Origin of the sequence: Kineobactrum salinum (assembly GCF_010669285.1) — a bacterium.
GTDB lineage: Bacteria > Pseudomonadota > Gammaproteobacteria > Pseudomonadales > Halieaceae > Kineobactrum > Kineobactrum salinum.
This window is the reverse complement of sequence record NZ_CP048711.1, coordinates 1,019,031-1,031,256: the sequence shown is the minus strand read 5'-3', so window position 1 is coordinate 1,031,256 and position 12,226 is coordinate 1,019,031. Positions and strand designations below refer to the sequence as shown.

Sequence of the window (12,226 nt, the reverse complement as noted above, 5' to 3'; positions counted from 1 at the left end):
TCAAAATCACCGTGAAAGAGTACTGGTATGCGTCCCGGCTTTCTGCTGCTGATGATCCTGGTGGGGCTGAACCTGCGTCCGGCCCTGTCTTCTCTCGCCCCGGTGCTGGCCAGGATACAGGCTGACCTGGGCCTGTCCGCCGCGGCGGTGGGCGCCCTGACCACGATGCCGGTGCTGTGCCTGGGTCTGTTCGCGCCGCTGGCGCCCTGGTTGAGCCGCCGGCTCGGTATCGAGCGCACTCTGTCGCTGGCGCTGCTGTTGCTGGCGCTCGCGCTATGGCTGCGCGCCAGCCACAGTGTGGGCCTGTTGTTCCTGGGCACCGCCCTGGCGGGCGCCGCGATCGGTATCAGCGGCACAGTGCTGCCGGTGTTGGTCAAGCGCGAGCTGCCGCGGGGCGCGGATCTGATGACCGGGGTCTATACCATGGCGTTGTGCCTGGGCGGCGCGCTCGGGGCCGGCCTCAGCATTCCGTTGGCGGACTGGCTGGGCGGCTGGGATGCCAGCCTGGCGAGCTGGTCCTTGCTGGCCGCCGCCGCGCTGCTGGGCTGGCGCATCATGATGCCGCATCCGTGGCCGGGCCGGGTCAGTCGTCCGCAGGACCGGCCGGGCAGGGGGCTGCTGGCATCGCCGCTGGCCTGGCAGGTCACCCTGCTGATGGGCAGCCAGTCGTCGCTGGCCTATATTGCGTTCGGCTGGCTGCCCACCCTGCTGCAGCGCCGCAATGTCGGTGAAGCGGAAGCCGGCCTGCTGTTGGCGGTATCGGTATTCGTACAATTGTTTTCGGCGTTGGCGGCTCCCTGGCTGGCCCGGCTGGGGCGGGACCAACGCCCGATGCTGCTATTGCTGCTGAGCCTGGTGGGGGTGGGTTTCTACTGTCTGTTGCAGGGTCCGCCCATGTTGCGCTGGCCCGGCGTGATCGCGCTGGGGCTGGGGCAGGGGGGCAGTTTCAGCCTGGCGTTGACGCTGCTGGTGCTGCGCAGCGCCAATCCGGTGATCGCTGGACAATTGTCGGGCATGACCCAGGGTATCGGCTACTGCGTCGCGGCTCTGGGACCACTGGCGGTGGGCCTGTTGCTGGAGTTTGAGGCGAGCATGACGCAGGTCTGGCTGCTGCTCACGCTGGTGGTCGTGGCGGCGATGCTGCTGGCACTGCTGGCGGGCCGCAACCGCTGTCTGGATCTGGATGCGCAGGGACGCTTCATCACCCGGCGCTCGGACTGAGGCCGGTACGCGGCTCAGTCCTGCCCCTGGCTTGGGCAGGGCTCAGTCTTCCTCCAGTTCTTCGTCCTGCTCGCCGGTTTCCGCTGCTTCCGTGCTTTCGCGGTGGCCATTTTCTTCATTGTTCGCTGCCACTGCTGCTGTGTTGTCATCGCCCTGACTGTCAGCCTCCGGTTTTGCGGCATCATCTTCCGGCGCCGTGGATGGCGCAGCGGCCACCTCGGCCGGCGGGCTTACCTGTTCCTTCGGCGCGGCGATACCGATATGGTGGGTGGCGAAGCCGGGTTGTACCACCTGGTTCAGTGCCATGCCGATAATGCGGCCGTTGTAGCTTGAATGGATACGGGTGCGCACATTGGTAATCGGATTGGTCACCGTGGCCAGTTCCTCGCCCTCTTTCACGGTTTGTCCCAGGCTCACCCGGCTGAAGACAATGCCGCCCACCGGGGCCCGCTGCCACGCCGAGTTGTAATAGACCGGTTCCGGGTCGCCCCAGAGGCTGAAGCGGCTGGTCATGCCCAGGTGGTTGAGCAGGCTGCGAATACCCTTCACGCTGTGACTGACACTCGCTTCGTCCAGCACGGAAGGACCGCCGGCCTCCATCGTCACCGCCGGGATGCCGGCTTCCACAGCCGCGCGGCGCAATGTGCCGCTGGTGCCTTCACTGTGCAGTACCACCGTGGAGCCGAAGCCCTTGGTCAGTTGCACTACCTGGGGATTGCTGAGATCGCCCCGCAACTGGGGCAGGTTGGTGCGGTAGAAGGAGCCCGTGTGCAGGTCCACCACCGCGCTGCAATGCTTGATCACTTCGTGGAAAAAGGAATGTGCCAGACGCCCGGCGGAGCTACCCTCCGGGTCCCCCGGAAAATGACGGTTCAAGTCGCGGCGGTCGCTCAGGTAGCGCGAGCCACTGTGAAAGCCCTGCAGGTTGACGATGGGGACACCTATTACCGCACCCTTCAACTTGGCCGGGTCCAGGTTGTACAGCACCCTGCGCACGGTCTCGATACCGTTGAGCTCATCGCCGTGCAGGGCCGCGGTCAGGCATAGCGTGGGCCCGGTTTCAATACCGTTTACCACCAGCACCGGGGTGGCGATGTAAATGCCTTCGAAGGACTGGGTGGGCGCCCAGGCGAGGCGGGTCGAGGTGTTGGGCGGTACTTCAGTGCCCAACAGAATCAGGTGGGGTATCTCGGGCTCCGAATCGTCAGTTTCCGCCGTTGTCTCTTCGGAAATGCCGGCCTCGGCCTCCTTCGGTGTGGCATCGGCCGCGGCGGAATCGGAGGTGTCAGAAGAGGGCGTGTCCGGCACAGTAATGGGTGCGTCGAGCGGGACATGCCGGGCCTGGGGAATACTGCGCTTCAGCGTCGCGGCTTCGTCTCCAGTGGCAGTATTCTCCGTATCCGTATCCGTATCCGTATCCGTATCCGTATCGGTATCGGTATCGGTATCGGTATCGGCATCGGCATCGGCATCGGATGCCGAGACTGCTTCGTCTTCTGCGCTGGCCGATTCAATGGCAGCATTCGATGCCGGTTCGGCGGACTCCTCTTGTCCGCTGCTCTGCGCGGCTGCGGCGGATACAGTGACTGCCAGAAAGGCAGCCAGCACCCGTCTGCGCCATCGTATGCCGCCATTCGTGCGTGTGATCATGAAAGGCAATTGATAACCCCGGATAATGTGAGAGGGCACAGTTTAACAGATTCGGCACAGCGGTTATTTCACCATTTGACATTCCGCTTGTATTTCCTGCGGGGCAATGCAAAATTAGCAGGTTGGGGGAGCTGTATCAGGCCCGTGAATACCGCCCGGGGGGAATGCAAAGCAATGCTGAACGAAGCCGAGGAATTCCAGGTAGCTGGCAATGTAGCCGGGATGGCAGGCGGGGGTCTTGTGCCGGGGCGGCCGCTGTGCAACCCCGCCCTGCAAGATGCGGGCTGAGTGTCGATGGTGACAGCGACGGGAGCGGCGCTGGCCTGCCCCGCAAAGCCACCCGCCAGCGCTTCGGGCGGCGCTGAGGCCCACCGCCTGCGATCGCCCGGGGCGCTGGTTGCGCTGATTGCACTGCTGCCGATGCCCGCCCGGGCGCTGGAGCTGCTGGGCACCACGGTTACCGAAACCTCCCTGACATTGCTGTTGGCGTTGATGGCGCTGTTGTTGCTGATCATGCTGGTGCTCTACCGGCAGCAGCGCTGCCTGAGCGCCCTGTTGCGGGCGGAATCGCGCACCGACCACCTTACTGACATTCCCAATCGCCGCCATTTTTTTGAGGTGCTGGAGACGAATATCGCGATGGCCGGCCGCTACCGGCAACCATTGTGCCTGCTGGTGCTGGATGTGGACTATTTCAAGTCAGTGAACGATACCTATGGCCATGTAGCCGGGGATCAGGTGCTGGTACAAACCTCCACGGCGCTGCAGGCGCAACTGCGCAAGTCGGACATCGTCGGCCGGCTGGGCGGAGAGGAATTCGGCGTCCAGTTGCCGATGACCCCGTCGCCTGCCGGAGTGGCCATTGCCGAACGTCTTCGCCGCAGCATCGAGTCGCTGGATCTGTCCGCCGTCGGCCCTGAATTGAGCATTACCTGTAGCGTCGGGGCCGCTGCCTACAGCGATGAACAGAGCGCGGAAGGGCTGTTTCTGGCGGCGGACAACGCCCTGTACCAGGCCAAGGAGAGCGGCAGGAACCGGGTTGTACTGGCCGAGGCCATGGATGCGCCGCAACAGGCCCGGCGGATGGTGTCCTGATCCCGCAATAGCGGGCCTCGTACGACTCCTCCCACTACGGGGAAAAGGGTTGAACAGTGTCGATTTTTTTTACAACTCCGCCTTCTGTCAGATTCGTACAAACTACAAGTTATTGATAATAAAGAAAATATTTTGTTGGCACGATAACTGCTTTATATTTTGTGACCAGACCTTGGGGTCCGGAATTTAAATCAGGAGATCGACATGAAAACATCTAATTTTGCAAAAGGGCTGGTAGGCGCCTTTGCTCTGGCTGGAGCGAGCCTGCTGTCAACGGGGGCTTCGGCTGCCATCATCGAGTGGGACTATGAAGTAGTTACCACGTGGGATAGTGCAGTCTTCAGTCCCGGCAATGGCGACCCAATCCAGAATGATACGGAAATCAGCTGGGGCGCCACTGGCGGCAGCATCGCGGTTCCCGGCGGCAACCGCAGTGCGCTGCTGGTTGACAACACACTGTCCACTGGCAGTGTCTTCACCAATGGTCCGGTGGCCCCGACCACTGTCGTGACCCACAACAACAACTCGATCAGCTCAAGCTTTGCCACGTTGACCGACGCGATGTTGACCACCACATTGAACCTGGTTGCGGCTGATCCGGACGAAGGTCAGGCCTTCAACGATTCGATCACTTTCAATGTCCAGTTTACCGAAACATTGAATGAAGGCCCCTGTGAGTTTGCTAGCGACTCAGTCTGTGATGACATCTTTGTGATCTCATTTGAGTCGCTGAACAACTCATTTGACTTCCAGGGTGAAACCTATTTCATCAGCGTTGTTACCCTGGGTGGTGCGCTGGTACCGCTGCCTAATGCCACTTGCGCCGCTGCTGGTGCTGCCAATGGCTGCTTCGGTTTCACCACGCCTGAAGATGAGGCCACCAGTGTTCCCTTCGGGATCCTGATTACGCAACAGCCTGTACCTGCTCCGGGAGCTCTGGCTCTGATGGGTCTCGGTCTGCTGGGGCTGGGCTACTCTCGCCGCCGCAAGCTGGCTGCCTGATTCCCGGCAGTAGATTACCGCGAGGAAATCAGCAGCGGTAAGAAAAGCAACCCAAGGTAATGGTACAGGGCGGGAAGCGAAAGCTTCCCGCCTTTTTTGTGTGCGTCAGCCATGGCGCGTAGCGCCATGGCCTGGTCGAGACGTTGTATGGAGCAGCGGCGGGCTGGGGTCCTTCGCGTTGTTTGAGGGGTGCCCTGACGAATACTGTGTCGCGTCGCACCGCGGGTACTCCGAGGCTTCATCGCCACCACTTGCGGCGTCTGGCACCGCATTTTTGCCCATCCCTGGGCGCTTCGCCGGTATATGCGGTGCGTTTCGTTCCTCAACGCACCCTATGCGGGCTGGCGGTGCTGTGTCGGTATTGCGGTGCGTTTCGTGCCTCAACGCACCCTATGGGGCTGGCGGTGCTTTGTCGGTATTGCGGTGCGTTTCATGCCTCAACGCACCCTATGCGGGCTGGCGGTGCTGTGTCGGTATATGCGGTGCGTTTCGTGCCTCAACGCACCCTATGGGAGCTGGCGGTGCTGTGTCGGTATATGCGGTGCGTTTCGTGCCTCAACGCACCCTATGCGGGATATCTGGTGGAGCGAATATAGGGTGCGCTGACGGAGGAAGCGCACCATCGCTCACCCTCTGCGAAGATCGCTCACCCCTGCAAAGAGAGTCCTACAAGCCGCTCCAGCATAAGGATAATTCTAAACCAGCCCTGCAGAAGGCAAGGGTCGCTTTGGGAAAGCAGTTAGGCCATGCAGTCGTTATGCCACGCAGTCATTATGCCATGCAGTCGTTACGCCTTGCACTTCAGCCAGTTTGCCATGCGGGGCGTGTATCGGGGTGGGTCAGCGGCGATAGCGCCGGTCAGGTAGTCGGCGCCGTTCTTCAGGAATCAACACGCCGTTGATCGTAGCGGGAAATACAAGGATAGGGGTGGCTTTGCGGCGGTCGTCTCCGCTGCGTGCGTTGATGGATGCCAGGGTGCCGGGTTCCGGCTGCAACTCCCCTTCTCCATTTTCGTCATCTGATACAAAATTACGGGCCGCAGCCGCGAATACGTACACGCTGATCAGCAGCGCCCCCAATCCCAAAACGGCAATGCCAGTCAGCACCGTTCCCATCATCCCTGCGTCCTTCCACAAATTTTCGTTGTATTGACCAAAGAAGAGCAAGATACAGGCCAGCTGTATTTTCCTGTGTCAAAGCAAGAGGTTACAGAACTGTTAACGCTGGCTCAAGCAGTCATTTTGTCGCGGCGTAAAAAAAACTGACAGCGAACAGGGGTGGGGGATAACACTGACAGCGAACAGGGATGGTAACTTTGTGAGGGCGGGGAGAGCGCCCGCGGTCAGCGGGCGCCCTTGCCGAACAGGATGACTTCGACAGTGCTGAGCAACACCATGAAGTCCAGAAACAGGCTCTGGTTCTTCACGTAGTACAGATCATATTCCAACTTGTGCCTGGCATCATTGTGGGAGGCACCATAGGGGTAGTTCAGTTGCGCCCAGCCGGTAATGCCGGGCTTGACGCAATGCCGCTTTTCAAAATGAGGGATCAGCGCGGACAGTTCCCGGATAAATTCGGGCCGCTCCGGGCGGGGCCCGACAAAGGCCATATCGCCCAGCAGAACGTTGATGATCTGGGGCAACTCGTCTATCCGTGTCTTGCGAATGAATTTGCCCACCCGGGTAACGCGGGCATCATTGGGGGTGGCCCAACGCGCCTTGCCGTCACCTTCGGCATCGACTGTCATGCTGCGGAACTTCATCACCTGGAAGATGCGCCCGTCCAGGCCCACCCGTTTCTGGCGGAAGATGACAGGAGCGCCAAAGCCATCTTCCAACTTGATGGCCAGCACTGTCAGCAGCATCACCGGCCAGGTCGCCATCAGCAGCACGAAGCTGGCAAAGATATCGAAGGCGCGTTTGCTGATGCCGCGGGCATTCTGATTCTGGAAACCGTCGGCAAAAATAAACCACTCCGGTTTGGCAGCTTCCACCAGCACCTTGCTGGCTTCCTTCTCAAAGAAATCGAGAATACTGACCACCGGCACACCTATCATCCTGCACCGCATCAGTTCCTCGGTAGGCATCTGGTTGCGATGCTCGTCCAATGCGACCACCACTTGTTCGATGTCATGATTGCGGACATAGTCGGAGAGGGGCTCCTGCAGGGTGATCACATTGCCGTTGCTGACCACCGTATCGTCGTCAGGCATCCGCACATAGCCGTGGACCCGGAATCCGCGACGGTCACAGTTGCGGCGCATCTTGCTGGCAATATTGTTGGCCACCTCGCCCGAGCCCAGTACCAGTACACGGCGCTTGAACTGCTCCAGTTCGACGGTATTGGTGAAGGCGAGACGGGTAAGCAGGCAGGAGGCGAAGGAAATCGTGCCCGCGAAGACCAGCACACCGCGCCACAGGTTGAGGCTGGGCAGGAAGTAGCCCAGTGCCGCCATCCCCAGCATCATCATCAGGAAGGCGCCACCGACCCGCAGCAGGACGCCATTGGTGCTCTCCCGCAGCCGCGGTTGGTACAATCCCATGGCAAACATCGCCAGGGTCGTCATGCCGGCAAACACAGCCGCCCGCGGAGGCAGCGACCGGAGGTATTCCTCCAGGGCGCCGGGCTCGGGCATGAAATAGATGTAAGTGGCCAGATAGCAGGCGGCTACGAACAGTATCGCATCCACCAGGGCCAGCCAGAAGTAGGCCACATGAACATGGTGATTGAATATTCGTTTTGTTCCCAAAAGGCTTCCCGCCAGCATTATTCGTTTACTCCCTGCTCCGTTGTGGCGTTTCCGCCGCTCCTGTTGACGATTCAGGCGTCAAATATATTCAGGGGGCCGTGGTCTTCAGTAGTAACGAAGCATAGCAGCGAAATATTTCATTTCCTGTTGGGTGTAAATATTTGTGACAGAAGTCAAGGAAATTCCGGTTTATGCAAAAATTTCCAGTGGCGGCGGATGGCTGAGGAAGTGATGAGGGCTCGCAGTATAGCCGTAGGCTCCCGATTGGAACAGCACGACCAGATCACCGATTTCCGCGGCTGGCAGCTCCATCCGCTCGGCCAGCAGGTCCAGTGGCGTACACAACGGACCCACGATGGTGACATTCTCATGCACCTCCCCCGTTACCCGGTTGCCGATGCACACGGGGTAGTTCTTGCGCACCACCTGGCCAAAATTACCCGACGCTGCCAGGTGATGGTGCAGTCCACCGTTGGTGATCAAAAATAATTGGCCCCGGGACTCCTTCTTGTCTGTTACCCGGCACACATAGAGCCCCGCTTCGGCCACCAGGTAGCGTCCCAGCTCCATCACCACCCGGGCCTGGGGCAGGCCGGTTTTGATCTGCCCCAGCAGGCCCTGCAGGTTCGCCATTACCGGTGCCAGTTCCAGTGGCTGTTCGCCGGGGAAGTAGGGCACCCCCAGGCCGCCGCCGATATTCAGCCAGCGTATTGGGTAAGGCGCAGCTGCGGCAAGCCGCAGCGCCAGTTCCACGGTCTTGTCATGGGCCTCGATCAGGGCTTCCGGCCGCAGGTTTTGAGAGCCGCTGAAAATATGCAGGCCCACGAAATCCAGCGGCAGCGTAGCCAGCTCTGCCATTACCGCCGGCACCTGCTCGGCATCGATGCCAAAGGGCTTGGGTCCGCCACCCATCTTCATGCCTGAGGCCTTCAGTTCGAAATCCGGATTGACCCGGATGGCGACGGTCGGCCGCCTGCCGGTGCCGGCGGCCAGCGCCGCCACCCTGTGCATTTCAGTGCTTGATTCCAGAATGATGATGACACCGGCATCGACCGCGTCCCGCAGGTCGGTGGCGGACTTGCCGGGGCCGGCAAAACTGATTTCCGTTGGCGGGGTTCCGGTTGCCAATGCGGTCGTCAGCTCTGCCGCCGAAGCGACATCCAGGCCATCGGTGAGACCGGCCATATGAGCCACCACCTCAGCCATCGGATTGGCCTTGATCGCGTAGTGGAGCTCTATGTCCGCGGGCAGCAAGGCCCGCAGCTCCTGTACCCGCCGGGTCATGACCTCGCTGTCGTAGGCGTAGAAGGCGCGGTCGCCCGCCCGTTCGGCCAGCGCGGTCAGTGGTTGGCCGTGCACCTGCAGACAGTTGCCCACTACACTGAAGTAGGTCTGTGGGCTGTGCTGGGGGCGCTTGCGCACCGGGGGCGCGGTGTCTGGTTTCTGATTCTCGTGTGTCAAGTTTCTGTGTCCTCAAACCTGTTGGCGTAATCGGCAGCCAGTGCACGTCGATCGATCTTGCCATTTTGATTGTGGGGCAGACTGTCCCTGACCACAATCTCTGTAGGCACCATGAAATTGGGCAGCTCTCGCCGGTACAGCCCCATCAGCTCGTCCCGCAACTGGTCGCTGTCGGTCTGATCCTGGCCCGCCGTGACTACCAGCAATATCGCCTGGCCCAGCTGGGCATGGCTCAATCCCAGCGCGGCCGCGCCGGCGACCAACCCTGAGCTGTAGGCGATTTCCTCTACTTCGGTGGGACTGACACGATAGCCGGAGGTCTTGATCATGTCATCCTTGCGGGCGACAAAGTACAGGTAGCCTTCCTCGTCCCTGACCACCTGGTCGCCCGACCAGACAGCCAGTTCCGGCACCGGCAGTTGCGGGTCCTGGCCGGGGCAGGGGCGAAACCGCTCAGCAGTCTTTTCCCGGTCGTTCCAGTAGCCCAGGGCCACCAGTGCGCCGCGGTGGACCAGTTCGCCGGCCTCGCCGGGCTCGCACAGCTTGCCGGCTTCATTGACGACCAGAATCTCCGCATTGGGAATGGCCTTGCCGATGGATTCCGGCCGCGTATTGACCTGATCCGGAGGCAGATAGGTGGAACGGAAGGCCTCCGTCAGGCCGTACATCAGATAGACGGCTGTTCGCGGCAGCCGCTGTTGCAGCGCGCGGGTGGTGGCCACCGGCATCGCCCCGCCAGTATTGGTGATGTAGCGCAACGATTCGGCTGTCTCCGGCGGCCAGTCCAGCTGCACCAGCTGGTTCCACAGTGGGGGACGGCGGCGAGGCCGGTCACCCGGTAACGGACCACGGCCCGCAGTACATCCCGCGGCAGCAGGTAGTCCATCAGCACCGCCGAGGCGCCCACCGAAAAAGCGGTGGTCAATTGCGACAGCCCGGCGTCGAAGCTCAGGGGCAGCACCGCCAGTACGCGGTCCTGGGGAGTGTTTTCCAGGTACTGGGCCACGCTGCGGGCGCCCGCGACCATGTTGCGATGGGACAGCACCACGCCCTTGGGATTGCCGGTGCTGCCCGACGTGTACATGATGGCCACCGGGTCCGCGTCGATGCGCGTATGGGGCCTGGCGACGGGCGCGGCCAGCAGCTCGGGCCACGCGATCAGCCGCCGGCCGGCTGCCTGCAACTGCGCTACCACCCCGGTCCCGGCGGTGAAAGCATCGGTGACGACAATCGTGTGCAACTCGGGACAATCGGCCAGCACCTCGGCCAGAGCCTGCAGGCGCTGCAACGAGGTCACCAGCAGACGCGCCTGGCAGTGCTGCAGTATATAGTTGACCTGGCGCGGCTTCAGCAGCGGGTTGACCGGTACGAAGCAGGCACCGGCTCTGGCAGTGCCGAACAGGGTGGCCACCGTCTCGATCTGCTTGGGCAGATAGACCGCGACCCGTTGTCCGCTTTCGATACCGGCACCGAGCAGACCATTCGCGGTTTGCTGTACCGTCTCCCATAGTTGCGCATAAGACAGGGTCGTGTCCCTGTAGAGCAGGGCGGGCTCCGGGCCCCTGGTTTGCGCTTGAACAGTGATAAACTCGTGAAGCAGGTCAGTCATGCTGCAGTTTCCCCTTCGCCAGGAGCGCGCATTATGCGTTATTTTCCCCCGATGAGTCATGCCTTCACGCTGTTGCTGACGCTGTTCTCAGGCGTCCTGGAGGCGGCTTCCCTGCCGGATGTCATAGACCGTGTGCGGCCCTCGGTGGTAGGGGTGGGCACGGCCTATCCACCGCGCCAGCCGATCGGGGGCAAACCTCCCAACAGCCTGCTGGGCACGGGGTTTGTGGTGGGCGACGGCAGGACCATCGTGACCAACAGTCACGTCTTGCCCGAGGTCCTCGACAGTGACAACAAGCAGGTGCTGGCGGTGTTTTCCGGGCGGGGTGGCGATGCCAGGCCCCATGTGGCCACCGTACTGTTGCTGGACCCGCCCCACGACCTGGCCTTGCTGAGCATTGAATCCGGCCCTTTGCCGGCACTGACGCTGGGCGACTCGGACGCCGTCAGGGAGGGCCAGCAGGTAGCCTTTACCGGCTTTCCGATCGGTGCGGTGCTGGGTCTGTATCCGGTGACCCACCGGGGCATGGTATCCTCGATTACCCCCATGGCCCGGCCACAGGACAACTCGCGTCAGCTGTCTGCGGCCCAGTTGCGGCGCCTGCGCAACCTCTACGACGTGTTCCAGCTCGATGCAATCGCCTACCCGGGCAATAGCGGCAGCCCCGTCTACCTGCCGGACTCGGGCCAGGTGATCGGCGTGGTCAACAGTGTTTTTGTCAAGGAATCCCGCGAGGCCCTGCTGGAGCGGCCTTCCGGGATCAGTTATGCGATCCCTGCCAGTCATGTCGAGGCCCTGCTGCGACGGGCCGGCACGGCGGACTGAGCGCTGCGGGGCCGGGGTGACTACTGTGCTATCCTGACTGGATGTTCTGGTCCCGTCCCGACCGTCGGGTGTTGATAGTGTGCACCGCCAATGTCTGCCGATCACCCCTGGCGGAGGGCTTGCTGCGGGCCCGCTTTCAGGCGATGGGATTAAGTCGGCGTATTCAGGTGCGCTCCGCCGGCACCCGGGTGGCTCAGCGCGGACGGCGGCCCGACCAGCGGGCAGTGAAGCTCGCCGCTGAGATGGGGGTCAACATTCGCGGCATTCGCGCTCGCCAGGCCGATACCGCCATGATTCTGCGCAGCGATGTGGTGCTGGTGATGGAGGAGGCCCACAGGCGCGAACTCGAAGATCTGTTTCCAGATGGCGAAGCGCCGGTCGGCATTCAATTGCTGGCCAGTTATCTGCCCGATGCCGAGGTCGCCTCGGACATTCCGGACCCCTACTTTGGCGACTGGCAGGGCTTTACCGAGGTCTTCCTGCGCATTGATGCGGCCCTGGAGGGTTTTGCGAACACCCAGGCGCGCGCCCTTATCGGCCTGGCATCATGAGTGATTGAATGTAAATACCTGTTTTGTGGATTGGTCCACAAAACAGGCAGAAGCTGTGTCGCT

Annotated in this window: 10 protein-coding genes and 1 pseudogene; 5 read left to right on the top strand and 6 right to left on the bottom strand. The window is 61.7% G+C overall.

Translation table 11 applies throughout. The features are described 5' to 3' along the window. Window positions 1-27 precede the first annotated feature (27 nt). A complete protein-coding gene (locus G3T16_RS04440; RefSeq protein ID WP_197911898.1) occupies window positions 28-1,221 on the top strand; it encodes an MFS transporter in 1,194 nt (397 codons plus the stop codon). A gap of 42 nt (window positions 1,222-1,263) precedes the next feature. On the opposite strand, the gene G3T16_RS04435 is transcribed toward G3T16_RS04440, so the two are convergent. Next, window positions 1,264-2,871, bottom strand: a complete 1,608-nt coding sequence (locus G3T16_RS04435) for a succinylglutamate desuccinylase/aspartoacylase family protein (RefSeq protein WP_163493996.1) — start codon at window positions 2,869-2,871, stop codon at window positions 1,264-1,266. Window positions 2,872-3,165: 294 nt separating this feature from the next. On the opposite strand from G3T16_RS04435, the gene G3T16_RS04430 reads away from it, so the two are divergent. Further along, window positions 3,166-3,966 carry a GGDEF domain-containing protein gene (locus G3T16_RS04430; protein ID WP_163493995.1) on the top strand — a complete coding sequence of 267 codons (801 nt, stop codon included), beginning with the start codon at window positions 3,166-3,168 and terminating at the stop codon, window positions 3,964-3,966. Window positions 3,967-4,170: 204 nt separating this feature from the next. After that, window positions 4,171-4,968 carry a THxN family PEP-CTERM protein gene (locus G3T16_RS04425; RefSeq protein ID WP_163493994.1) on the top strand — a complete coding sequence of 266 codons (798 nt, stop codon included), beginning with the start codon at window positions 4,171-4,173 and terminating at the stop codon, window positions 4,966-4,968. An 839-nt stretch (window positions 4,969-5,807) separates the two neighbouring features. Here G3T16_RS04425 and G3T16_RS04420 read toward each other — a convergent pair. The 5 genes and pseudogenes from G3T16_RS04420 to G3T16_RS20930 form a co-directional block, all read right to left on the bottom strand. Then, a complete protein-coding gene (locus tag G3T16_RS04420; RefSeq protein WP_163493993.1) occupies window positions 5,808-6,086 on the bottom strand; it encodes a hypothetical protein in 279 nt (92 codons plus the stop codon). 224 nt (window positions 6,087-6,310) lie between these two features. Then, window positions 6,311-7,717, bottom strand: coding sequence for a TIGR03013 family XrtA/PEP-CTERM system glycosyltransferase (locus tag G3T16_RS04415; RefSeq protein WP_232059264.1), 1,407 nt, complete (start codon window positions 7,715-7,717; stop codon window positions 6,311-6,313). A 189-nt stretch (window positions 7,718-7,906) separates the two neighbouring features. Next, window positions 7,907-9,178 carry a pyridoxal-dependent decarboxylase, exosortase A system-associated gene (locus G3T16_RS04410; RefSeq protein ID WP_197911897.1) on the bottom strand — a complete coding sequence of 424 codons (1,272 nt, stop codon included), beginning with the start codon at window positions 9,176-9,178 and terminating at the stop codon, window positions 7,907-7,909. Next, window positions 9,175-9,507 carry an AMP-binding enzyme gene (locus tag G3T16_RS21660; protein WP_232059337.1) on the bottom strand — a complete coding sequence of 111 codons (333 nt, stop codon included), beginning with the start codon at window positions 9,505-9,507 and terminating at the stop codon, window positions 9,175-9,177. The genes G3T16_RS04410 and G3T16_RS21660 overlap by 4 nt, the downstream gene beginning before the upstream one ends. Window positions 9,508-9,714: 207 nt before the next feature. Next, window positions 9,715-10,787: pseudogene (locus G3T16_RS20930) on the bottom strand (AMP-binding protein); the annotation flags it as partial. Window positions 10,788-10,820: 33 nt separating this feature from the next. On the opposite strand from G3T16_RS20930, the gene G3T16_RS04400 reads away from it, so the two are divergent. Beyond that, entirely contained in the window at window positions 10,821-11,612 is a 792-nt protein-coding gene (locus tag G3T16_RS04400; protein WP_232059263.1) for a S1C family serine protease, read from the top strand. Between the two features lie 77 nt (window positions 11,613-11,689). After that, window positions 11,690-12,163, top strand: coding sequence for a low molecular weight protein-tyrosine-phosphatase (locus G3T16_RS04395; RefSeq protein WP_163493991.1), 474 nt, complete (start codon window positions 11,690-11,692; stop codon window positions 12,161-12,163). Window positions 12,164-12,226 lie beyond the last annotated feature (63 nt).